The organism is Pseudomonas sp. Q1-7 (assembly GCF_028010285.1).
Taxonomy (GTDB): Bacteria; Pseudomonadota; Gammaproteobacteria; order Pseudomonadales; family Pseudomonadaceae; genus Metapseudomonas.
Map to the genome: position 1 here is coordinate 160,784 of NZ_CP116304.1, position 22,306 is coordinate 183,089.

General features: G+C 61.8%; 24 protein-coding genes and 1 tRNA gene. 9 read left to right on the forward strand and 16 right to left on the reverse strand.

Annotation, left to right across the window (positions count from 1 at the left end; genetic code table 11):
* Positions 1-176 precede the first annotated feature (176 nt).
* A complete protein-coding gene (locus PJW05_RS00725) occupies positions 177-407 on the reverse strand; it encodes a helix-turn-helix domain-containing protein (RefSeq protein ID WP_271410036.1) in 231 nt (76 codons plus the stop codon).
* Positions 408-503: 96 nt separating this feature from the next.
* On the opposite strand from PJW05_RS00725, the gene PJW05_RS00730 reads away from it, so the two are divergent.
* Both PJW05_RS00730 and PJW05_RS00735 read left to right on the forward strand, forming a co-directional pair.
* A complete protein-coding gene (locus PJW05_RS00730) occupies positions 504-911 on the forward strand; it encodes a hypothetical protein (protein WP_271410037.1) in 408 nt (135 codons plus the stop codon).
* A gap of 74 nt (positions 912-985) precedes the next feature.
* On the forward strand, positions 986-1,393 hold the full coding sequence (locus PJW05_RS00735) for a hypothetical protein (protein ID WP_271410038.1): 408 nt from the start codon (positions 986-988) through the stop codon (positions 1,391-1,393).
* A 136-nt stretch (positions 1,394-1,529) separates the two neighbouring features.
* On the opposite strand, the gene PJW05_RS00740 is transcribed toward PJW05_RS00735, so the two are convergent.
* The 7 genes from PJW05_RS00740 to PJW05_RS00770 all read right to left on the reverse strand — a co-directional run bounded on the left by PJW05_RS00740 (position 1,530) and on the right by PJW05_RS00770 (position 7,730).
* A complete protein-coding gene (locus PJW05_RS00740; RefSeq protein ID WP_271410039.1) occupies positions 1,530-2,477 on the reverse strand; it encodes a hypothetical protein in 948 nt (315 codons plus the stop codon).
* 135 nt (positions 2,478-2,612) lie between these two features.
* Positions 2,613-3,239: a helix-turn-helix domain-containing protein gene (locus PJW05_RS00745; RefSeq protein ID WP_271410040.1), complete on the reverse strand. Its 627-nt coding sequence runs from the start codon at positions 3,237-3,239 to the stop codon at positions 2,613-2,615.
* Between the two features lie 5 nt (positions 3,240-3,244).
* Positions 3,245-3,817 carry a recombinase family protein gene (locus tag PJW05_RS00750; RefSeq protein ID WP_271410041.1) on the reverse strand — a complete coding sequence of 191 codons (573 nt, stop codon included), beginning with the start codon at positions 3,815-3,817 and terminating at the stop codon, positions 3,245-3,247.
* Positions 3,818-4,150: 333 nt separating this feature from the next.
* Entirely contained in the window at positions 4,151-4,558 is a 408-nt protein-coding gene (locus tag PJW05_RS00755; protein WP_271410042.1) for a hypothetical protein, read from the reverse strand.
* Between the two features lie 66 nt (positions 4,559-4,624).
* Positions 4,625-5,584, reverse strand: a complete 960-nt coding sequence (locus PJW05_RS00760; protein ID WP_271410043.1) for a hypothetical protein — start codon at positions 5,582-5,584, stop codon at positions 4,625-4,627.
* 154 nt (positions 5,585-5,738) lie between these two features.
* Entirely contained in the window at positions 5,739-7,544 is a 1,806-nt protein-coding gene (locus PJW05_RS00765; protein ID WP_271410044.1) for a site-specific integrase, read from the reverse strand.
* Positions 7,545-7,653: 109 nt separating this feature from the next.
* Positions 7,654-7,730, reverse strand: a tRNA-Arg gene (locus tag PJW05_RS00770).
* A gap of 320 nt (positions 7,731-8,050) precedes the next feature.
* Between PJW05_RS00770 and gabD the strand changes: the two genes are divergently transcribed.
* The 3 genes from gabD (at position 8,051) to PJW05_RS00785 (ending at position 12,390) form a co-directional block, all read left to right on the forward strand.
* The gene (gene gabD, locus PJW05_RS00775) at positions 8,051-9,502 is read left to right on the forward strand and encodes an NADP-dependent succinate-semialdehyde dehydrogenase (RefSeq protein ID WP_271410045.1); all 1,452 of its coding nucleotides are present in this window, start codon (positions 8,051-8,053) and stop codon (positions 9,500-9,502) included.
* Positions 9,503-9,671: 169 nt separating this feature from the next.
* The gene (gene gabT / locus PJW05_RS00780) at positions 9,672-10,949 is read left to right on the forward strand and encodes a 4-aminobutyrate--2-oxoglutarate transaminase (protein ID WP_271412156.1); all 1,278 of its coding nucleotides are present in this window, start codon (positions 9,672-9,674) and stop codon (positions 10,947-10,949) included.
* Positions 10,950-11,181: 232 nt separating this feature from the next.
* Positions 11,182-12,390: an HDOD domain-containing protein gene (locus tag PJW05_RS00785; protein ID WP_271410046.1), complete on the forward strand. Its 1,209-nt coding sequence runs from the start codon at positions 11,182-11,184 to the stop codon at positions 12,388-12,390.
* Here the strand turns inward: PJW05_RS00785 and PJW05_RS00790 are convergent.
* Together PJW05_RS00790 and PJW05_RS00795 are read right to left on the reverse strand one after the other, a co-directional pair.
* Complete coding sequence (locus PJW05_RS00790; RefSeq protein ID WP_271410047.1) at positions 12,387-12,977, reverse strand: 2-hydroxychromene-2-carboxylate isomerase; 591 nt, start codon at positions 12,975-12,977, stop codon at positions 12,387-12,389. The genes PJW05_RS00785 and PJW05_RS00790 overlap by 4 nt on opposite strands.
* 76 nt (positions 12,978-13,053) lie before the next feature.
* Complete coding sequence (locus PJW05_RS00795; protein ID WP_271410048.1) at positions 13,054-13,794, reverse strand: SDR family oxidoreductase; 741 nt, start codon at positions 13,792-13,794, stop codon at positions 13,054-13,056.
* An 88-nt stretch (positions 13,795-13,882) separates the two neighbouring features.
* Here PJW05_RS00795 and PJW05_RS00800 point away from each other — a divergent pair, with 88 nt between their 5' ends.
* Positions 13,883-14,455 (forward strand): TetR/AcrR family transcriptional regulator, encoded by a 573-nt coding sequence (locus tag PJW05_RS00800; protein ID WP_271410049.1) that lies wholly within the window; start codon positions 13,883-13,885, stop codon positions 14,453-14,455.
* Here PJW05_RS00800 and PJW05_RS00805 read toward each other — a convergent pair.
* Both PJW05_RS00805 and PJW05_RS00810 read right to left on the reverse strand, forming a co-directional pair.
* Positions 14,444-15,364 carry a LysR family transcriptional regulator gene (locus PJW05_RS00805; protein ID WP_271410050.1) on the reverse strand — a complete coding sequence of 307 codons (921 nt, stop codon included), beginning with the start codon at positions 15,362-15,364 and terminating at the stop codon, positions 14,444-14,446. The two genes, PJW05_RS00800 and PJW05_RS00805, sit on opposite strands and share 12 nt — an antisense overlap.
* Before the next feature lie 62 nt (positions 15,365-15,426).
* Positions 15,427-16,329 carry a DMT family transporter gene (locus PJW05_RS00810; protein WP_271410051.1) on the reverse strand — a complete coding sequence of 301 codons (903 nt, stop codon included), beginning with the start codon at positions 16,327-16,329 and terminating at the stop codon, positions 15,427-15,429.
* A gap of 143 nt (positions 16,330-16,472) precedes the next feature.
* On the opposite strand from PJW05_RS00810, the gene PJW05_RS00815 reads away from it, so the two are divergent.
* Positions 16,473-17,396 carry an autotransporter outer membrane beta-barrel domain-containing protein gene (locus PJW05_RS00815; protein ID WP_271410052.1) on the forward strand — a complete coding sequence of 308 codons (924 nt, stop codon included), beginning with the start codon at positions 16,473-16,475 and terminating at the stop codon, positions 17,394-17,396.
* Positions 17,397-17,531: 135 nt separating this feature from the next.
* Here PJW05_RS00815 and PJW05_RS00820 read toward each other — a convergent pair whose 3' ends face one another.
* Complete coding sequence (locus PJW05_RS00820) at positions 17,532-17,696, reverse strand: rubredoxin (RefSeq protein ID WP_271410053.1); 165 nt, start codon at positions 17,694-17,696, stop codon at positions 17,532-17,534.
* A gap of 96 nt (positions 17,697-17,792) precedes the next feature.
* On the reverse strand, positions 17,793-18,866 hold the full coding sequence (locus PJW05_RS00825; RefSeq protein ID WP_271410054.1) for a fatty acid desaturase: 1,074 nt from the start codon (positions 18,864-18,866) through the stop codon (positions 17,793-17,795).
* 99 nt (positions 18,867-18,965) lie between these two features.
* Here PJW05_RS00825 and PJW05_RS00830 point away from each other — a divergent pair, with 99 nt between their 5' ends.
* Positions 18,966-19,973, forward strand: coding sequence for an AraC family transcriptional regulator (locus tag PJW05_RS00830; protein WP_271410055.1), 1,008 nt, complete (start codon positions 18,966-18,968; stop codon positions 19,971-19,973).
* An 86-nt stretch (positions 19,974-20,059) separates the two neighbouring features.
* Here the strand turns inward: PJW05_RS00830 and PJW05_RS00835 are convergent, their stop codons facing one another.
* Entirely contained in the window at positions 20,060-20,755 is a 696-nt protein-coding gene (locus PJW05_RS00835; RefSeq protein WP_271410056.1) for a Crp/Fnr family transcriptional regulator, read from the reverse strand.
* Positions 20,756-20,839: 84 nt separating this feature from the next.
* Here PJW05_RS00835 and PJW05_RS00840 point away from each other — a divergent pair, with 84 nt between their 5' ends.
* Entirely contained in the window at positions 20,840-21,364 is a 525-nt protein-coding gene (locus PJW05_RS00840) for an Mpo1 family 2-hydroxy fatty acid dioxygenase (RefSeq protein ID WP_271410057.1), read from the forward strand.
* A 158-nt stretch (positions 21,365-21,522) separates the two neighbouring features.
* Here the strand turns inward: PJW05_RS00840 and PJW05_RS00845 are convergent, their stop codons facing one another.
* Positions 21,523-22,269, reverse strand: a complete 747-nt coding sequence (locus tag PJW05_RS00845; protein WP_271410058.1) for a hypothetical protein — start codon at positions 22,267-22,269, stop codon at positions 21,523-21,525.
* Positions 22,270-22,306: the final 37 nt, after the last annotated feature.

Genomic DNA, 22,306 nt, shown 5'->3' on the forward strand with positions numbered 1-22,306 from the left:
CGAACTCATGACACGGAAGTGACCATTTCTGGGGCTTTCAACGCTAGCTGTTGGAGCGAGTGTCACACCATGATGGGACGGGTTGATGTTGCACTCACAATAACTGGCAACCCTTCTGCACACAATCTGCGGCAAGCGTTGGCTCTCATAACCTTTAGATCAAAACGTGCCATGGACTACTGCTTCTGCAGTAGCGCGTAGGCCTCAAGCTCCAATGCACTAGCGAGCCTTTCGATGTTGTAGATCGTCACGTTCTTCTCGCCCCGCTCCAGCATCCCGACATAGGTCCGATGCACCCCTGCACGCTCAGCTAACTCTTCTTGGGAGAGACCAAGCTCAAGGCGTCTGCGCCTCACATTGGCTGCAAAGATGGCTACGAGTTGGCATTGATCGGGCTGGATAGGCATCCGGCCAATGTCGTTCGTTGCATACTAAGATTCGACATACTAGAGTTAGCACTTCCTGGGCTGGGTGCCCGAAAAGTCAACTGAACAAGAGAAGTGATGATGTACAAAATCGCTGCGCTCGCTGTTTCCTCGATGCTGCTGGCATCGGTCGCTCAGGCCGAGGTTAAGGAGGATTGCAGCGCGAAAATGAACGGGGAAATCAGGTGCGAATTCACCAATGCCGGCCAGAGAAAGGACAGCATGTGTGTGGTGGTGGAGGTCGTCCGGCTGTATGACGCCGATGTTTATAGCCGTACCAGTCTCGGGGGAAAGGGGGCTGCATTGAGTTCTGACAAAATCTGTTCGGGACTGGTTGAACCCCAGGATGTGAGGGAACGTGCCCCCTCTGCGTCGTGGTCGGTGAACGGCGTCTCGATGACGCCAATGGAGTTCTGTGACTCGGACAATCCCTGGTTTAAGGCGCCTCAAAACTGCTCGATGAGGACCACCGCAGTTCCGAACTGATTGCTGAGATTGCGGTGCGGATGTCGTTTTGCCAGTATCCGGCCGAGCATCTCGATCAAGAGGCTGGAGGCCTTATGAAATTTCAACAAGCGTTCGGAGCAATAATCCTTGGGGTTGGCGCCTTGAGTGGCTGCGTAATTGCGCCGACTGATGCTGACAAAAGCCCAATCGCGGCGCAGTTTGTCGTCAGCGAATCCCCGAGTGACCTTTACTATCGACTGACCGCCCCGACTACCGATGACCCCGCATGCAGCAAGGTCTATCGCAATGCGTTTTACCAAGACCGTGGGGAGTTTCGCATCTACTACGGCGCCGACGTTGCGTCCTTGGCTGGCGGTACACCCGTTATGATGAATGCCGTCTATGCCAAGCAGGCCAAAGCTGGAACAGAGGTGGTTGTCCGGGATACCCAGTTTGGCCTTATTCACGAGAAATATACTCGCAAGCTGGTCAACTACATCAAGACTGGCGACTGCTCGTAGTTCGGCAGTCTGGTCTATTGCTCACAATCGTATTGGCGTCTCTGAGGGCCGCCTAGGGCGTTTCCCGGGTGAGCAATAGGGAGGGCTGGGATTTCCGGGCGTCATTCGTAGCGAGGAGCTACGGGCCTTTCTAGCCCTATAAATTACCCTCATCTGGCTGGGGGCCGTAAAGGCCACTGTTTCTACTGCCAATCAGCTCTCGTGCAGTCAAACCAGCCAATGCCCCGTCATGCCACCGCTGTGCTTCGCGCCGGAGCTGAGCACTGATGTGAGTCTGCTTACCGGGTGGTGTGTCGTACACCTCTGCCAGTGCCGGATTTAGCGCCAGCGTCAGGCCGTTTTTCACGGCGTAAAAGCTCCACCGGATCGCAGATGATCTCAATTCGAGATCAAGCTTCTCTCCGGGTGTCTGGAACGCCAAGTCAGCATCAGCCTCGCCCTTGAGAGCCTGTAGAGCGCGCCGGAGTGGCATATCTTTCCCACGAGCGGAAAAACCTACGGGACCGATGATCAGGCCGTGAAGGTGCCAGCGGCGGCGACTGGATTCATCTGACAGAGCGACCGGGGCTTTCTCGATGCCGTAGAGAAACTCTGTCCCATCCCCAAGGGCAGCCCGAACTCGCCGGGTCATCTCGTCTCGGAGGTACTCCGACGCTGAAGCATCTCTTTCATCAAGGCGTCTGCTGAGTTTTTCATTGAGAATCAGAGTGAAGTTTTTGAGCTCCCAGCCCCGGCGTTTTGCCATCCAGTAGAGAGGGACAGATGCCGCAGCCAGCTTGATGAACTCGTCTCTGGTTTCCTTCCAGGGTTTCAGGATGAGCTCCCCTGAAACAGGTTGATCAAGAAGGGTATTGGCTCTTTGGATACCTGGATATGAGAGAGAAGAGCTGTTCCTTAATATACTTCTCTTCGACATGGCGAATTGCTTCGCATGTGCCGCCGCTACTACGCTTGAAGGCCCTTTCGAAGACGGTTTTTTTACGGCTTTTTGCCCAGTCTCGACTTTCTCAACCACCTCCACGCTTTCAATATTGTGCGTGGCAGGGGCAGGATCTGAGATGGCGTTACGGTCTTCGATGGTCATGATTGGAGCCTATGCCGGTCCAGTGGGGACCGTTTTCAAAAATGTCTCGCCCTGGTTGCTGCCAGTGGGTTGACTTCATTTGCCTGGTTCTAAGGAGTTGACACCTTGAGTAGTCATCGCATGGTCAAGCTGAGGTCAGCCTTCGATCACTACGATGTCGTTGCTCTCTGAGTGAAGGGCCTTCCTGGCTGCAATCCATTGCAGGGTTTCTAACTCTTCGCTGGCGGCCTCTTCGTCGCCATTCAGCTCAGCTTCTTCAAGTCGCTGCTGAGCTCGCATCTCTTCCACGTCCATTCCCGACATGATGTGAATCTGGAGCTCCGGCAGTTCTTCAACTGCTTGCGCTTGCTCAAGCTTGTCGAGGGGGAGAGTACGCCGCCCTACATCCTGAGTTAGCTTGAGCACGGTGGCCGAGGCAGCAAGCGACCTGAAGACAATGGGGCTGTCTGGATCGAGCAGTTCGAGTGCGCTGAACAGCTTCTGCCTAATCTTCTGACTAAGAGCTAAATCATCCAACACCAGCGCGGCGGCAGTCTGCTGAACGTTTTCCAGCGAGAAGGCTGAAGTCAGCATTTCCTCCCGAGCTTTCTCAATCAGTGCCCGTGTTGTGGCGCCAGCAACCGCGTTGTTCTTCTTCAGCAAGCGCTGGACCGTGCTGAGGCTAATCCCGAGACGTTCGGAAATTGCCGACAACGTATAGCCAGCCTCTCGGAGAATGACAGCTTGAGCCCCTTGATCCGGGGTTGCCTGCTTACCAGTCATGATCATTACTCCTCGATTGCGGGCTTGCTGGCGCAGGCTCGTTTGACGGCTGCGATTGAAATGCCGAATTCAGCGGCAGTCTCTTGGATCGTTGCTTGCTTCGCCGCGCGCCAACTTGCGACAGCTTGATCGTCGATTCGCTTGGGGGCCCCCAACTTCTTCCCTTGCGCTCTGGCACGCTCGATGCCGGCCATCTGCCGAGCTTTGATGTTGGAGCGTTCCAATTCCGCTACGGCTGCCAGCATCGCCAGCATGGCTTTTCCTATCGGGTTGGACAGGTCAAAGCCCTCTCGCATCGAAACGACGGCGACACCTTTGGTTTTGAGCGCTTCCACCGTTTCGAGCACGTCGATGGTGTCTCGGCCAAGACGGTCGATGGCCGAGACGATGAGCGTGTCGCCTTTCCTTGCGAATTTGAACAGCTCCGCAAAGCCGGGGCGCTGTAGCGCCTTGATAGCGCCGCTGGTGGCTTCATCAGCGAACCAGTGCTCGACATTGTGCAGCTGTGAAATCGAGTGACGCTGAGCCTCTGTGCTTTGATCTTCCGTACTGACGCGGACGTAAGCGAGAGTCGTCATGTTTGCAGCGCCCTTATTGGCTCATAATCATGGCTCAAAATATAAGGCATGGCTCAGATTAAATCAACATATCTGAGCCGCTCGGAGAGCCATATTTTCCGTTGCCGGGATGCGCTGCCTTTGATGGCTCAGAAAGTACACCTTCCTAGCCATCAAAAAACCCACCTCGAACACCTATGCTCTTGCTTCAATTACCCAGCAAGCCACATATGTAGCAACCAAAATTACTTATCTCCCAAGGAGCCAGAAACAAAAGATGTAGAATCTAATTTTTACAAAACTCCTAAACTGCTTAGAGCATGAAGCCCCGGCAGCTATCCAGCCGCGCGCAATCTATCCAGTAATCTTCAACCACAGATTTTCATATTGCGCAATGGCATCCTTGACGACGTACTTCCCACCCGCCATTTTTGATGTATACATTGTGCCCGGCTTGCCGGATGCAAATTCGGCCTCAACCTCCGCCTTCGTCATTACATAATATGACGAGATCAATCCATCAAATACAACAAGCACTAGATAATCAAAAACTTTATTCAAGTTTGAAACTGGATTATTGGTGCTTTTATTCTGCAACTCAGTAGCCTTAACCTGAATCCTGGATATAGTTTTATCCGATCTTATTACAGTAATATCATAGTGCTCCTGATGAAACGAAATAGCCGAGTACGCCTCAACATCTTTTTTAATCAACTCTGCGAGCACTAGATATTCGGCAACCTTGCCAATGTGCTGAATCACAACCCACACTCCAAGTCATTAAAAAGGCCGCATACTGCGACCTTAAAAGAAACTAGATATCCGAAGTCATCTGGGAACAGCAGCTAAGAAAGAAGCCACATATTGAGCAGAAAGTTCTACAATCTGACTACCGCGCAGTCCTTCAAGCCTGATTCGAATTCCTGAGCTCGTGCGCGCCTCAAGAGCTTCTCGTGAAAAAACTATCGCCATTGATTCACGAAGGAAACAAGTAGAGCTTCTGCACTCAACATTACGATCAACACTTGTAATGGGCAGGCTTTCACCAGAAATATCAGTTGCCGAACGATAGTGCCGGTATTTTTTACCCTCATAGGAGCTCAGCGTTACCAAAGAGTAGCCTGTGCCAGTAGAGCTTTTGGAAGCCACAAGACCGCTCAATACAACATTATACGGCTCACCCCTCAAGCTTTTTTCTTGAATAATCTTCCCATTATAAGTAGTGCTCTTTGTGAACTCATCGTATTTTACCGTTATAGCCGAAGCATCAATAGATGATACAGCAACAACCTGCTCAGGTACTTTCTTAATGGCAGCAATCTCTGAAGTTTGCGCAACCTGAACAGGCTTATTATCCACAGCAGCTCCCTCCCCCACAGAAAGCTCAGGGGCAACCCTTTTTAGGCCAGAAGCCACTTCTTCCGGGACACTAATTCCTTGGCACATATCGCCCGAGCATTTCTGCGTAGTCGCCTTGGAAAGCCGATAATAAGTAACGGCTGCATCATTAAGCCCGACGCCCTCTGCTGCACGTCCCAGATAGAAATACGAAATGTCTAATTCAATATTTATGGTTGAAACTTTTACTGCCAAATCACGCCAAAGTTGATTTTGGTATAAGCCCTCTACATCACGCCTATTGGCTCCCCAAGAAAAGGCGCAACCGATACCACACCGCATACGTACTTCGCCACGAGAGAATGTCCCGTAAACATCACGAACATCCTGTCCACTATCATCCTTAACGCCACCGCTAGTGCACCCTAGCAAAATAACAACCGGGAGCATTACAAGGACCTTAAAGCACGTATATATCCGTAAGACCATTTATTTATCCTTAGAATTTTATATGCACGCCACATTGGCGCTGTATACAACGTCTACCAAAATCGAGCATAAACTAGCCAGGCAAATACTGACAAGCCATAGAGGCGAATCTGAATTAGGGATTCAAACCATGAGTATCCCGATGAGCCTGAATGCACGAAGTCATTAGATGCCCCAATCGCAGCTCAAAGTCGGCGTAGGTGATGCCTGATAGGTCAACGGGGAAGCTGACCGTATGCAAGGCCTCACTCAGCTTTTTCAGCCAGAAGCCGCTGCCATAATCATCGGACTGATTTCTGTTCTTGGCTGCGTGCCCGGTGAATACGGGAATCAGGGGCAGCGCTTGATCGCTGGTGTTTCGAAGCAGATCGACAAAGGTATGCCGGAAAGCATGGAATCTCTTGCCATCTGGCTTTCCGTCATCAAGGCGCTTCCGAATGCCAATGGCATTGAAGTAGCCGCCAGACTTGGTGCTATCGCTCGGTATCCTAGTAAAGAAGGTGGTCGCAATGCCTCCCCACCCCTTCGTCGGTTTATACGTGAGTCCGTCCGAAAAGAGCTTTAGCCGCCCTTCGCTTTTAGCCTGCTGGACAAATTCCAGGAACCCAATCCTAATCAGCTCATTATGAAGCGGAATGAACCTGCGGCTATACTGGTTTTTCAGCGACTTTGAGCCCTCACTAACTATCCGAACGAACCAAATACCGGTTTCCGCTTCCTGGCTGATGTCGCTGGATTCAAGCTGGCAGAGCTCGTTGAGCCGCCCACCAGTAAACAGTGCCAGCAGTGGAAGCCAAAACTGGTAGGGGAAAACCAGCTCAGCTGAGCCGCTGTCAGTGCCCGTATACAGATAGCCAGAGAAGATTGTTTGAAGCTCACGAGTGGTAAAAGGCTTGTCCTCGCGCGCTATACGGCCGGCATCACTACTAACTGACGGAGTCTCGGTTCTAGCCGGGTCTACAGTTGAATAGCCTTTTTTGTAGGCGAACCGATGAATCGCACCCAACCGGACGATCATCTTCTCAATGGTCGGCCCACTGATCAGCGAGTCGCCGGGGTTAGCCAAAATTGACTCTATTGGTGAGTCTGGCGGTGGAATTTTCCCACCACGCAGAGATTTAACCTGCTGAGTCAGCAGATAAAGTTGATTGATGTCATCCAGCGATAGTGAGCCAAACGGTCTGTTGCCGCTCAAGATATTCAGCCGGCGTGCGTGCCCTTGCTCGTCAACGTGCGCACTTGGGGACTTCTTTTTGTTCAGCCGTACCTCCGCCTCACGCTGAAGCTCCCACAGCTCATACAGCGTCGGGCCGCCCGTCACAGGTTCCGGCACAAGCGTCGGAGTCATAGGCGCAGCACTGAGTGAGCCAACTCGCCGTAAAGCAAACGCCTCTATCTGCTTCGCCAAACCACGTTTAAAAGTCTGGTGCGGTAGTGGCAGCCCCCAATCCAGAAGATAGTCAGCAAGAGCCTGCTGGTGCTCAGGGATTGGCCGCGTAGCACTGCCAGTCAATGCAAGGGCGATCTCACTCAGTCGCCCCGTCATTTCCACTTGCCGCCAATCAGCATCACTCAGTGCGGACTTGCTGGGCGGGGTTGGCTCTTCTGGTTCGCTAGCCCAGGAACCCCAGGAGATTGGTCTACCGGCTTGCTCAATCACTTCACCAGCACGCTCCATATCCTCAGCCGTGAGCTGGTAGTCGTCTCGATCAATCACACTCAGAACCTTATCGAATGCAGCCTCATAACGAGCGGCGAACTGTCGAGCACGACGAAGCGCCAGCCGTTGGCTGTCGGTTTTCAGGGAGCGCCGAATTTCTCGCTGTAGACCCAATGCTGTGCGCACGGGCGAGGGAACCACAATGCGGAAGTAGAAGGTTCCGTGGCGATTCAGGGTGATATAAGCGGGCTGAGCTGGCATGGTTCGCACCTCTGTGATGCCCCACCTACGAGCATCACTCAGTGTCACACCAGCAATTCCGGCGCAGTGAATGACGGTATTTTCATACCTGACAATCACTTAGAAAAGATGGCGCATCCGGCGGGATTCGAACCCACGACCCCTGCCTTCGGAGGGCAGTACTCTATCCAGCTGAGCTACGGATGCGTATGGGGCCGCAATCATACCCATCTCGCGGGCGGGCGTCCACGCGAGTTGGCTTGTTCGCGATGTTGAACGATGGTGCCGCTTCTGGTCATCTTTGATCAGGATTTCGACAAACAGTACCGACTTTTTGTTGATTTTATCGAACAGGCTATTGCCCTTGGGTTTTCGGCACCCTAGGATTCCGTTTGAGATTTCAAACGCCCCCTCGCCTCACCATAAGCCGGGCCGTTCCAATCACTCCGTCCTGGCCAATCGCGCATTGGTCGCAGAACAACAACTTGCCCCGGTGCCCGTGCAGCGCCGGTGTGAAGGAGACAGAGATGCAATTGAAAGACGCCAAGCTGTTCCGCCAGCAAGCCTATATCGACGGCACCTGGCTGGACGCCGACAGCGGCCAGACCATCAAGGTCAACAACCCGGCCACTGGCGAAATCATCGGCACCGTGCCGAAGATGGGCACCGCCGAGACCCGCCGCGCCATCGAGGCTGCCGAGCGTGCTCTGCCGGCCTGGCGTGCGCTGACCGCCAAGGAACGCGCCAACAAGCTGCGTCGCTGGTTCGAGCTGCTGATGGAGAACCAGGACGACCTGGGCCGCCTGATGACCATCGAGCAGGGCAAGCCGCTGGCCGAAGCCAAGGGCGAGATCGCCTACGCCGCCTCCTTCATCGAGTGGTTCGCCGAAGAAGCCAAGCGCGTCTACGGCGACGTGATCCCCGGCCACCAGCCCGACAAGCGCCTGATCGTGATCAAGCAGCCCATCGGCGTGACCGCTGCCATCACCCCGTGGAACTTCCCCGCCGCGATGATCACCCGCAAGGCCGGCCCGGCCCTGGCCGCCGGCTGCACCATGGTGATCAAGCCCGCATCCCAGACCCCGTACTCCGCCCTGGCCCTGGTCGAACTGGCCGAGCGTGCCGGCATCCCGAAAGGCGTGCTGAGCGTGGTCACCGGCAGCGCCGGCGAAGTCGGTGGCGAGCTGACCAGCAACCCGGTCGTGCGCAAGCTGTCGTTCACCGGCTCCACCGAGATCGGTCGCCAGCTGATGGCCGAATGCGCCAAGGACATCAAGAAAGTGTCCCTGGAACTGGGCGGCAACGCACCCTTCATCGTCTTCGACGATGCCGACCTGGACGCCGCCGTTGAAGGCGCGCTGATCTCCAAGTACCGCAACAACGGCCAGACCTGCGTCTGCGCCAACCGCCTGTACGTGCAGGACGGCATCTATGACGCCTTCGCCGAGAAGCTGCAGGCCGCCGTGGCCAAGCTGAAGATCGGTAACGGCCTGGAAGACGGCACCACCACCGGCCCGCTGATCGACGAGAAGGCCGTGGCCAAGGTCCAGGAGCACATCGCCGATGCCGTTTCCAAGGGCGCCAAGGTGGTTGCCGGCGGCAAGCCCCACGCCCTGGGTGGCACCTTCTTCGAGCCGACCATCCTGGTCGACGTGCCGACGAACGCCGCCGTGGCCAAGGAAGAGACCTTCGGTCCGCTGGCCCCGCTGTTCCGTTTCAAGGACGAGGCCGACGTCATCGCCATGGCCAACGACACCGAGTTCGGCCTGGCTTCCTATTTCTACGCCCGTGACCTGGGCCGCGTGTTCCGCGTGGCCGAGGCGCTGGAGTATGGCATGGTGGGCATCAACACCGGCCTGATCTCCAACGAAGTGGCGCCCTTCGGCGGCGTGAAGGCTTCGGGCCTGGGCCGCGAAGGTTCCAAATACGGCATCGAGGACTACCTGGAGATCAAGTATCTCTGCCTCGGCGGTATCTGATCCAACGACGGGGCAAGGCGCGAAAGAGCGCGCGGCGCCCCAGCTCCACCCTTGAAGAAAACGAGCCTCCGGCAAGTTATCGCAGTCGATCATCGTATGCTGCGACGACCCCTACCGGAGGCATTAATCCTTGAAACTGCGCCGCCCGATGAGCGGCCGTGAGGAACTCATGAGCAAGAACGAATCCCTGCTGCAACGCCGTGCCGCTGCTGTCGCCCGCGGTGTCAGCCAGATCCATCCGATCGTCGCCGAGCGCGCCGAGAACGCCACTGTCTGGGACGTGGACGGCCGCGAGTACATCGACTTCGCCGGCGGCATCGCCGTGCTGAACACTGGCCACCTGCATCCGAAGGTGATCGCCGCCGTTCAGGAGCAGCTGACCAAGCTGTCCCACACCTGTTTCCAGGTGCTGGCCTACGAGCCCTACATCGAGCTCTGCGAAGAGATCGCCAAGCGCGTACCGGGTGACTTCGCCAAGAAGACCCTGCTGGTGACCTCCGGCTCCGAAGCCGTCGAGAACGCCGTGAAGATCGCCCGTGCCGCCACCGGCCGTGCCGGCGTGATCGCCTTCACCGGTGCCTACCACGGCCGCACCATGATGACCCTGTCGCTGACCGGCAAGGTGGTTCCGTACTCCGCCGGCATGGGCCTGATGCCCGGTGGCGTGTTCCGTGCCCTGGCTCCGTGCGAGCTGCACGGCATCAGCGAAGACGAGTCCATCGCCAGCATCGAGCGCATCTTCAAGAACGACGCCCAGCCCCAGGACATCGCCGCGATCATCATCGAGCCGGTCCAGGGCGAGGGTGGCTTCTACGTCAACTCCAAGGCCTTCATGCAGCGCCTGCGCGCGCTGTGCGACCAGCACGGCATCCTGCTGATCGCCGACGAAGTACAGACCGGCGCTGGCCGTACCGGCACCTTCTTCGCCACCGAGCAACTGGGCGTGGCGCCTGACCTGACCACCTTCGCCAAGTCCGTTGGCGGCGGCTTCCCGATCTCCGGCGTAGTCGGCAAGGCCGAAGTCATGGACAGCATCGCTCCCGGCGGCCTGGGCGGCACCTATGCCGGCAGCCCGATCGCCTGCGCCGCGGCCCTGGCCGTGCTGAAGGTCTTCGACGAAGAGAAACTGCTGGAGCGCAGCCAGGCCGTGGGCGAGCGCCTGAAGACCGGCCTGCGTGAAATCCAGGCCAAGCACAAGGTCATCGGCGACGTCCGTGGCCTGGGTTCGATGGTCGCCATCGAGCTGTTCGAAGGCGGCGACGAAAGCAAGCCGGCCGCTGAGCTGGTGGGCAAGATCGTGGCCAAGGCTCGCGAAAAAGGCCTGATCCTGCTGTCCTGCGGCACTTACTACAACGTCATCCGCTTCCTGATGCCGGTCACCATTCCCGACGCGCAACTCGAGAAGGGCCTGGCCATTGTCGCCGAGTGCTTCGACGAACTGGCCTGATCCCTCAGGTGGTGAAAAAGACCCGCTTCGGCGGGTCTTTCTTTGCCTGCCGTCGGCGCGTTTTTTCGAGGGGCCCCGGCGCTGACTCGTGCGTGGTCCTGCCGAGCCTGCCGGAATGAGCACGATGGCTGGCGCCACGGTGCCAGCATTGTCTAGTCTGCTGAAGTGCTCGTGAGTTGTACGAGCCGTACAGAAATCATCCGGGAGTTGTAGCGGAACTGGATCGCCACCCATGGCTGAAATCGAACGGACACCCCAGGTGCTGATTGCCGATGCCGATCGCTGGAGCGCCGAGCTGCTCACTGAGCTGGTGCGCAAGGCCCGCTGCGATGCGCATCTGGTGGTGCTGCCGGACAGTAGCAGTGTGCTCGAGCATTGCCGCGACGGCTGGCCGGACCTGCTGATAGTCGACTACGGCCTGCCCGGCATCGGTGGCCTGGAGCTGCTGCGTGAGGTTCGCCGTCAGCGTCGCCATCCGCCCGTGCCGTTCTTTCTCATCACCGAACGCGTCGACGCCGCCAGCGTTCGCGCCGCCCTGCCGCTGGCGCCCACCGCCTACCTGGCCAAACCCTTCAATGCCGAGGACCTGCTGCAGCGCCTGCGCAATCTGCTGCTGGAGCCGGGGGAGGAGGTGTCCTGCCCGCCGTCGGCCGCGCCCCGGCAGAGCCTGGAGGTCTACCTGGCCGAAGCGCGCGGGTCTTCCGCGGGCGCTCCCTTGCTGCAGGTGGTACGCGAAGCGCTGGAGCACGCGCTGGAGGCCCACACGCACGATCTGAGCGAACTGGAGCCGCTGTTTCTCCTTGACCCGCAGCTCACCGGGCAACTGATCGCCGCCGCCAACAGTGCCGCCCAGCACCTGGGCAGCAACTGCCAGACCCTGAACCAGGCACTGCTCCGGCTTGGCTCCCAGCACAGCCTCAATCTCGCCCTCGGCCTGGCCCTGCAACGCAGCGTCAGCCTGACCGAACCGCTGCTGGTGCCCCATGGGGAACGCATCTGGCAACAGTCTCGGCGCACCGCCGAACTGGCCCGTTGGCTGGCCCAGTGCCTGGAGGGGGATGCCGAGCGCTGCTACACCGCCGGCCTGCTGCATCTGTTGGGGGACCTGGCGGTGCTGCGCAGTATCCAGAGCTGGCGCGACCTCGGGGGCGAGTCACTGAGCGCTGAACAGGTGGAGGACGCACTGCATGCCCACGCCGCACCCTTTGGCTCGGCCTTGCGCACACGCTGGCGCCTGCCCCTGGAACTGCGCCAGTTGATCGCCGCCGCGTTCCAGTTGGGCGGCGGCGTCTATTCGAAGGAAGCCCTCATCCTGCATGTCGCCAAGCTGGCATGCGATCTCCCCGAGGATGTAGACCCCAGTGGCCTTGCCGGACACAAGGCGGCCCGCATGCTGGACCTCGATGCCGCATTGCTGGCGTCGCTGCCGAAGCTGGCCTAGGCCAGCGCCTCCTCCACGAAGTCCAGGCGGTCCTGGCCGAAGAACATGTCCTCGCCGACGAAGCAGGTCGGTGCGCCGAACACGCCGCGCTTTACGGCTTCCTCGGTGGCGGCCTTCAGCGCGTCCTTCACCGCCTGGTCGGCCACCAGCGCCAGCAGCGGCTGGGGATCGAAGCCGGCTTCCTGCAGGACGGCGCCCAGCACGGCGGGGTCGCCAAGGTTGCGCTTGTCCTGCCACAGGGCCCTGAACAGGGCGTCCAGATAAGCCTCCAGCCGCTCCGGCTGGCGCATCTGTATGCCGATGGCGCCGCGCATCAGGGTCAGGGTGTTGATGGGGAAGTACGGGTTGAAATGCATCGGCACGCCATAGCGCCGGGCGAAGCGCTGCATGTCGATCATGGTGTGCCGGGCCTTGGCTGGCACGGTGGCGGGCGAGGCGTTGCCAGTGGCCTGGAACACACCACCCAGCAGCATGGGTCGGTAACGCAAAGCCGCGCCGTGACGGTCGCAGATCGCCGGCAGCTGGGTCCAGGCCAGGTAGCTGGCCGGGCTGCCGAGGTCGAAGAAGAATTCCACGGTCTTGGTCATTCTTTTGCTCTTCCTTTCAGTTGTCTTGCGAGCGGGCGAACGACGTCCAGGCGGCGCGCAGCCGGTCGGGGCGCGTTTACCAGCGTTCGATCCAGGGGCGCAGGTCCAGCTCGAACGTCCAGGCGTCGCGCGGCTGGCTGTGCAGGTACCAGTAGTTCTCGGCGATGTGCTCCGGGTCGAGGATGCCGTCCTGGTCTTTCAGCGCATAGCGCTCGGGGAAGCTATCGCGGATGAATGCGGTGTCGATGGCGCCATCCACCACCACGTGGGCGACGTGGATGTTCCGTGGCCCCAGTTCGCGCGCCATGCTCTGGGCGAGGGCGCGGATGCCGTGCTTGGCCCCGGCGAAGGCGGCAAAGCCGGCGGCGCCACGCAGGCCGGCGGTGGCACCGGTGAAGAGGATGGTGCCGCGCTCGCGGGTGACCATGCGCCTGGCCACCGCCTGGCTGGTGAGGAAGCCGGAGAAGCAGGCCATCTCCCAGATCTTGAAGTACTTGCGCGCGGTTTCTTCGAGGATGCTGCAGGGCACGTTGGCGCCGATGTTGAAGACGAAGGCTTCGATCGGGCCGATGTCGCGCTCGATGGTTTCCACCAGCTCGGCGACGTCCTCTTCCTTGCGCGCATCGGAGCCGAAGCCGTGGGCTTCGCCGCCTTCGGCGCGAATGGCGTCCACCAGGGGCTGCAATTTGTCGGCGCTGCGCCGGGTCACGCAGGCGACGAAGCCCTCGCGGGCGAAACGCCGGGCAATGGCGCCGCCGGTGGCATCGCCTGCGCCAATCACCAGTACGACTTTCTTCTTGTTCGTGTCGTTAGCCATGCTGTTCACCTTTTGCTGAACGGTCGTTAGCTGAACGGACGTTATGCTACGCTCGGCAACGCGTCAAGCCAGTCCAGCGGAGGTCGTCGTGCGTTACTCAGCCACCCACAAGGAAGAAACCCGGCAGAAGCTGTTGGAAAGCAGCGGTGCCATCGCCAAGCGCGGCGGCTTCTCCACCACGGGCGTGGACGGCCTGATGAAGGCCATCGGCCTGACCGGCGGCGCCTTCTACAGCCACTTTCCGTCGAAGAACGACCTGTTCACCGCCATCGTCCAGCGCGAGCTGTCGCAGAGCCTGATCGGCCACGTCGCCCGTGGCGAAGGTTTTTGCCGCGACAAGCTGGAGCGTTGCCTCGACCATTACCTGAGCATGACCCATCTGCAGTGTCCCGACACGGGGTGCGCCATTCCCGCCCTCGGCGCGGAGATCGCCCGCGCCGAGCTCTCCGTACGCGAGGAAGCCGAACACTGGATGCTGCAGTTGCAACAGGCCTGGGCGGAAATCCTGGAGGACGGCGAACTGGCCTGGGCACTGATCGTCCAATGCGTCGGCGCCGTCGTCGTGGCGCGCATGCTGGCCCGGGAAGAGACCCAGGCCGAGGTGTTGGCGGCCAGCCGCGGATTCATCAGCCAGGTGCTGGACGATCGTCTAGAGGAATGACTGTTCCGCGCAGACGCTGAGGATCTGCTCCCGCAGCCAGATGTTCGCCGGGTCCTGGTCGAAGGGCTGCGCCCAGAGCATTTCCAGGGAGAAGCTTGGCAGGTTGGGCAGCGGATCGACGGCGGTGCGGGCATCGCCGAGCCGTTCGTGCACCCGCGCCGGCAGCACCAGCAGCAGGTCGCTGGCGGGAATCAGCTGCAAGGCGGCCAGGTAGTTGTTGGTGCGCGCGGCGATCTGCCGGCTGCGGCCCTGCTGCTGCAGCCAGCCATCGATCATGTTGCGCTCGGAATCCCAGGGCGTGGGAAACACCTGGCGGCGGGCGCAGAAGGATTCCAGGTCCTCCACCGGCGCGCTGCCGGCGGCGCGCACGCAGAGCAGGTCGTCCTTGAGCAGGGCCAGGCTGATCAGGCCGGGGTGGGCGCGATGCTGGTGCGGGCCGAAGCCCAGGGCCAGGTCCAGCTCGCCGTGCACCAGCGCCTCGGCGGGAATCTCGCGGCCCAGGCGCTGCACGTCCAGGCTCACCGGATAGCCCGCAGCGCCCAGGCGCCGCAGCAGCGGCGGCAGGATCAGCAGTTCGAAATACTCCGGCGCGCACAGGCGGAAGGTGCGCGGCGCCTGGCTCGGGTCGAAGGCGCTGGCCTCGCTGAAGCAGGTGTTCACCAGGTCCACCATGGACCGCGCATGGGGGCGCATGGCCTGGGCCTTGCGGGTGGGCTGCATGCCGCTGCGGGTGGCGATGAAGAGTTCGTCGGCGAAGCTGCTGCGCAGTTTCTTCAGGCTGTAGCTGACGCTGGAGGCGCTGAGGTTGAGCACCTCCGCCACGTCGCCCAGGTGCTGGCGCTCGTAGATTTCAAGGAAGACCAGCAGGTCCTGGATGTCGATCTTGCGCAGTCCATTGGCGAGCAGCATGACAGGGTTCCATTGGGCGGGAGCGCCCATCAGAACCCGTGCCGGTCGCCATGGCAAGCCAGTCAGGCCGGCACCGTTCGCGCCGGGCTGAGGCGCGCCAGCCAGGCCATGCCGGACAGGATCAGCAGCGCCCCGGCCCAGGCCGCCGGCGCCGGGACCTGCTGCAGCCAGAAGCTTTGCAGCAACAGGGCGAACAGGCCGCTCAGGTAGCTGTAGGCGATCACCGTGGCCGGCGGCAGCCAGCGGATGGCCCGGTGCAGCAGCCAGAAGGTGGCCAGGGTGGCGGTCAGCGCCAGGTAGAGCAACCAGCCGATATCCCGCAGGGCGATGCCTTCCAGGCCATCCCAGCGCTGGCCGAGGGTGCTCGCCAGGGCCAGCAGCAGGCCGCCTGTCAGCAGGTTGCCGCACGCCAGGGAGGCGGCGCTGCGGTCCCCGCCGAGCCAGGGTTTCAAGCGTTGGCTGAGCGGTCCGTAGAGGGCCATGGCCAGGCAGCCGATGCCATAGAGGCCATAGGCGTAGGCGTCGAAGTGGGCATTGTCGAGGCCGAGCAGCGCCAGCGCGCCGAGGGCGGCGACCAGGGTCGGCCACAAGCGTTGCAGCACCGGTTTGCCCAGCAGCAGGCGTTCGCCGCCGAGGGTCAGCAGCGGCACGCTGACATAGAGCAGCGCGGTGTCCAGCGCCTTGGTGTGCTTCAGCGCCTCGAACAGGCTGCCGAAGTACGTGGCCAGCAGGCCGCCCAGGACGATGTGCGCCAGCAGGGCCCGCGCGCTCGGCGGGCCGGGGCGGCGCAGCAGCAGGACCGGCAGGAACAGGCTGCCGGAGAGGAGCAGGCGCAGCGCGGTCAGTGGCAGGGCGTCGAGGGACGGGTTGACCTCGGCAGCGGCGAAGAACGACAGCGCCACCAGCAACGCCCAGAGCAGCATCGAGGCGTGGGCGGTGAGGCCGGGAGAAAGGGTCTGGCGCATTGTAGGGCTCCTTCCGTGTGCAGGTCGCCATTGCGCCAGCGCGGCGAGTGCGCGGCAAATCAGAAACCCGGTCGTGCAATCGGGAAATTCAATTGCACGCCATGGAGCTAGAGTTATCCGCATTCCCCGTCGAGGTGTCCGCCGTGGTTCAGTCTCTCTCGTTCCGTGCCGCCTGGGCCGGTCTCGCGACCTTGCTGCTGGTGTCCCCGGTCCAGGCTGATGCCCTGGCCGCCGCCAGCCGCGCGAGCCTGCTGGAGGACAGCCATTTCCTTCGCGACGCCGCCTCCGAGCGCATCCAGCAAATCCGCTTCTCCTTCCGCGAGCCGCCGCTGGACGAGGGGCAAACGCCCGCGTGGCTTCGCGCCTTCGGCAGCCACGGCTCGGTGGATGCCGACCACCGCGCGCCGCGCCGCGAACGGGATATCGGTGGCCTGCTGCTGGGCAGCGAACGCAAGCTGGGGACCTGGCTGGTGGGCGGAATGGGTGGCTATTCGGCGAGTCGGGTGGCAGTGCCGGGCATGGACGCGGATATCCACAGCCTGCACCTGGGGGCCTATGCCGGAACCAAGATCTACAACCAGATCGGCGTGAAGCTGGGCGTCGCCTGGAGCGACCATGACGGCGATCACGCCGTTGCCGACGCGAACGAGGGCCAGCTGTTCGGCGAACTCAGCTATTCCCTGGACTTCCGCGATTTCTCCGTCGAAGGCTTCAGCGAGCTGGCCTACGTGCGGCTGGACAGCGACGCTGTCGGCGATCTCGGCAGCCAGCGTGACGAGATCGGCTACAGCACCTTCGGTCTGCGAGGCACCACGCGCTTCGAACTGGCGTCGGGGCGCCGGCTCACCGCAAGGATCACCTCGGGTTGGCGGCATGCCTACAGCGACAGCCGTCTGGAGGATGCAAGCGGCGCTTCCGTGGCGCTGACCGACGACGCCTTCCGCCTGGACATCGGGCTGGACTACCAACTCACCGAGCAGGCCTACGCCGGGCTCTTCTACAACGGTACCTATGCCGAGGATGCCCGCGACAATGGTGCGACGGTGCGGGTGAGCCTGAGGTTTTGAGGGGGCGGACGAGGCGCGTTGTGGGAGCGAATTCATTCGCGATGCAGGCCGAAGGCCTGCTGTTCTCGGCTAGGGGCCGCTTTGCGGCCATTCGCGAATGAATTCGCTCCTACAGGGAAGGAGCCGGCGGCCGGTTCAGATCTCCTGCATATCGAAGTCGCCCTTGCCGACCCCGCAATCCGGGCACACCCAGTCGTCCGGCACGTCGGCCCAGGGCGTGCCGGCCGGGATGCCCTCGTCGGGCCAGCCCTTGGTTTCGTCGTAGATCAGGCCGCAGACCACACAAATCCAGGTTTTCATGACGCTACCTCTTGCTTGCAGCTGTGCTCGGGGAAGGCGCGCGCCCGGCGGCGCGCGATGTCGCGATCATAGGGGCGGCGATGCGCCGCCTGCTCCCTAACCAAGGGTGGGTTGCACCGCGCGGGCAGCCGGCTGGCGCTTCGGATGCCAGCGGTTGGCGCGGGCGAAGGTGCCAAAGTCGTTGAAGCGCACGCCCATCTCGCGCATCACCTTGTGCGCCACGGACGCGGTCATCTGGCGGATGTAGAAGGGCTCCTTGACCACGAAGTGGTGGATGGCGTGGGTGCTGCCGAAGTTGAAGCAGAAGACCTGCAGCGGCCACAGCCACCAGGGGTTGAGCACCTGGGTCTGCTGGATCACGTTGCCCGGCTCGACATCGCCGTAGTAGTGCATGTTGGAGCTGACGAAGTGCAGGCAGAAGGTCCGCAGGACGTTCGGACCCACCAGCACGACCACCGCGCTGTCGATGACCGACATCAGCTCCAGGGTGCCCGCCGCCCAGGCGATGGGCGCTCCAAGGGCCGAGGCCAGCGCGTCGATGGCGTGGAAGCCGAGGAACAGGTACCAGGCGCCCCAGTTCAGCAGCGCCAACGGCGCGTACACCTTGAGGGTGCGCGCCAGGATGCTGCGCTTCTGCGCCCAGGTTTTCGCCCGGCCCACGCGGATCAGCGACGACATGATGTTGTCGCCCACCATCAGCAGGCGCGCCAGGCCCCAGGGTTCGCCGTTGGTGATGGCGCGCTCCTCCAGGTCGGCCTCGGTGCCGGACACCTTGTGGTGGGTGAGGTGCAGGTGGCGGCGCACCCAGGGGTTGATGGTGCTCGGCCGCGCCAGCCAGACCAGCGCCATCATCAGGTTGTGGGGCACCTTGCGCTTGCGGAAGTACATGCTGTGGATCAGGTCGTGTTCCAGCTCGTGGGTCAGCGAGGCGAAGCAGGCGTTGAGCAGCAGGCACGCCCACCAGGCGAGCTGGTCATTCAAGTAGAGCAGGGCGGAGCCGACCATCCCCGTCAGAGCGAAGGCGAGAATGCCGGTACCGATGGCGTCCTGGTGCCGCAACAGCGGGTAGCGCTGGCGCAGCGCGTCGCCATGGGCCATCACCACTTCGCGAATATGGGCCGATCGTTGCTGGTCATTCAGCAGGGGGGGACTTGCGGGCGTGCGCGACATGCTTCCATCCTCTTGTTGACGATGGACGTACTCTGCCGCCGAAGGCCGGCACCGCGCCCGACCGTGCATGCCAACCTGTTGACCGGACGCGCCAATCCCATGAGCGAACCGACCACCCTCGCCAGTTGGACCCGCGCACTGCGCAAGCAGTTGGACGCGCTCGGCCTGGATGCCACCGACCTGTGTCGCCAGGCCCAGCTGGACCCGACGCTGATGGACGACCCCAACGCGCGTTACCCGCTGTCCGCCACCACCCGCCTTTGGCAACTGGCGGTGCAAGCCAGCGGCGACCCGGCCCTGGGCCTGAAGATTTCCACCTACGTCAGCCCCACCACCTTCCATGCCCTGGGCTATGCACTGGTGGCCAGCGCCAGCCTGCGGGACGTGTTCGAACGCATCGTGCGCTATCACCAGGTGGTCAGCGACGCGCTGGAACTGGACCTCAGCCGCCAGGGCGACCGCTACCTGTTCCGCCTGCGGGTACGCGCCGACGGCGTCGAGCCCGCTCCCGAAGCGGTGGATGCCTTCGCCGCCATCTATGTGCGGACATGCCGCAATCGCATCGGCCGTGACTACGCGCCCCTGGCCGTACACCTGCGCCGCCCGCCGCCGGCGGATGCGCAGCCCTGGCACCAGGTGTTCCGCGCGCCCCTGGTGTTCGGCGCCGAGGAAAACCTGCTGGAGTTCGCGGTGGAGGATTTCGAACGGCCGCTGGAAGACGCCAATGCCGAGCTGGCCGAGCACAACGAGGCGGTGCTCAAGCGCACCCTGGAGCAACTGCAGCAACCCACCTGGTCACGCAAGGTGCGCGCCTGCCTGGAGGCCCAACTGCCCCATGGCGAGCCGTCCGCCGAGCGCATCGCGAACACCCTGCACCTCAGCCTGCGCAGCCTGCAGCGGCACCTGGCGGACGAGGGCTGCAGCTACGAGCAACTTCTCGGTGAGACCCGCCAGGCCCTGGCGCTGGTGCATATGCGCGATCCGCGCTGCTCCATCAGCGAGATCGCCTACCTGCTCGGTTTCGCTGATACCAGCAGCTTCAGCCGCGCCTTCAAGCGCTGGACCGGGCAGAGCCCGAGCCAGTACCGGGAGAATCTGCCGCGCTGAGTCTGGTCGCGCGCATTTGTGGGGGGATGGCGCTTTTCCATCCACCATCACTCCAGGGCCGGTGAGTCGATGGTGCGTGATCCACCCTAGGGTTTGCCGTTGGCCGCGCGCTTGAGCCGTTCGGGGTCGAGGATTTCGATCTCGCCATAGTTCAGGCGCAAGGCACCCTGGGCTTCCAGGTCCTTGAGGATCTGGTTGGTGGTCTGGCGGGAGATCGCCAGCATCATCGCCAGCTGTTCCTGGGCCAGGTGGATGTTCCGCCGCTGACCGGTGCTGCCGCCGTAGCCCTCGGCGATCATCAACAGCCGCCGGGCCAGGCGCTGGGGCGCCGGCAGCAGGCTCATCTCCTCCAGGGCGATGAAGGTCAGGCGCAGCTTCTGGCTCATCAGCAGGGCCACGTCGCGCCAGTGCTCCGGCCGCTGCTGCAGCAGCACCAGCAGGGCCGCCTGAGGCAGGTGGAGCAGGCTGACCTGGCCTTCGGCGAAGGCATCGTGGGTGCGTGGCTGGCCGTCGAACAGGGAGATTTCGCCGAACCAGTGGGGCGGTTCCACCAGCACCAGCAAGGCTTCCTTGCCGCTCTCGCTGAGGCTGCCGACGCGGATCGCGCCTTCCAGCACCGCATAGAGCCCGCAGGGCGGGTCGCCACGGCGGAACAGCCGCTGGCCGGGCGTGAGCCGGCGCAGCTGGGCCATGGCCAGGAGCTCGTCCTGCAACGCCGCCGGCAACTGGCTGAACCATTGGCCGGTGAGCAGGAGGTCGCGCAGGTGCTTGAATTCAGTCATGGGCTTTGTCGGCTAGCTGACAGAGGTGATGTAGGGCATGGCGCCATTATCGGCGCAACTGCCTGCAAACCCGAGGACACAACAATGAAAACGCTCGTCGATCAACTTGGAAAGTACGCCGAGTACCACCGCGACCGCCGCAATATCGCCACCCACTTCGTCGGTATCCCGCTGATCGTGGTTGCGGTCGCCGTGCTGTTGTCGCGGCCGGGCTTCGAGGCCTTTGGCCTGTGGCTGTCGCCGGCGGCGTTGGTCGGCCTGGTGTCGGCGCTCTATTACGTCCGCCTCGACCTGCGCTACGGCCTGGTAATGGCCGTGCTGCTCGCCCTCAGCCTGTGGACGGGCGCAGCCCTCGCCGTGCAGGCCACCGCCGCCTGGCTCGGCGCCGGGCTGGGGATGTTCGTGGTGGGCTGGGTGATCCAGTTCGTCGGCCACTACTACGAAGGGCGCAAACCGGCCTTCGTCGACGACCTCGCCGGGCTGATCATCGGGCCGCTGTTCGTGGTGGCCGAGCTGGGCTTCCTGCTGGGGCTGCGCAAGGAAGTGGAGCGTGCGGTGGACGCTCATGCCGGCCCGACCTGCATCCGCGACAAGAAGGCGACGATCTGAGTGATGCCCCCTCTCCCACCGGGAGTGGGGGTCTTGCGTGGAACAGGCTGGTAAGCCCGGATGCAATCCGGGAGCGGCGGCGGGACTTTCCTGGATTTCATCCAGGCTCTGCTAACTACCCAGCGCTACCTTCGCGAGTCAAGTCACTCCCACGCTCCTCAGGGGGCGAGGGCGCCCAGCGCCAGCAACTGCCCGCTCATCGACCGCGCATGGCGGTCCACCACCATCGGCGCGTAGGGCCGGCCGGAAGCGCTGACCAGGGTGTTGCTCTGGCTGTTCATATCGGCGAGCGCCGCCTTGAGGAAGCTCCAGCGCGTTTTCAGCTTCGCCACCGCCGGATCGGCCTTGTCATCCAGCGGCGCCAGTCGCTGGTCGATGTCCGGCAACAGCTTGCGTTCGTCCTGGCCGATGTAGCTGCCGGCGTTCTCGCGGGAAATCTCGAAGGTGCCGATATAGGCGCGGCTCAGGTACTGCACGTTGAGGTATTCCACCTTGGCGGGCAGGTCCGCCGTGCCGGCGTTGCCGGCTTGGGTGTGGGCGGCGATGAGCAGGTCGCGCAGGGCCTTGGCCAGTTCCTGGGGATAGCGCCAGGGCACGTCTTCTTCCTTGTGGCCGAAGGAAACGCCCCGCTCCAGCTGGGTAACAAGGACCTCCCGGGTCTTGCGCAGTGTGTCCGTGGGCTGGGCGACCTGTCGGAAGGCGGCATCGAGGGCCTTGAGGTCCGCTTGCAGGCGCGTCGCGTGGACTTCCTGGAAGCCCTCGCCACGGAACAGCAGCAGGCTGCTGGTGGCGCGGCAGGCCTGTACCTGCAGGTGTTCCAGGGGGGAGAGCGCGGCCGCCCGGGCGGTGTCGGCGAGACTGAGGAGCAGGATGAACAGCGGGTACAACAGGGCCTTGCGGATCATGCGGATGCTCCTGTTCTTGTTGTTGTGAGGAGTCGTC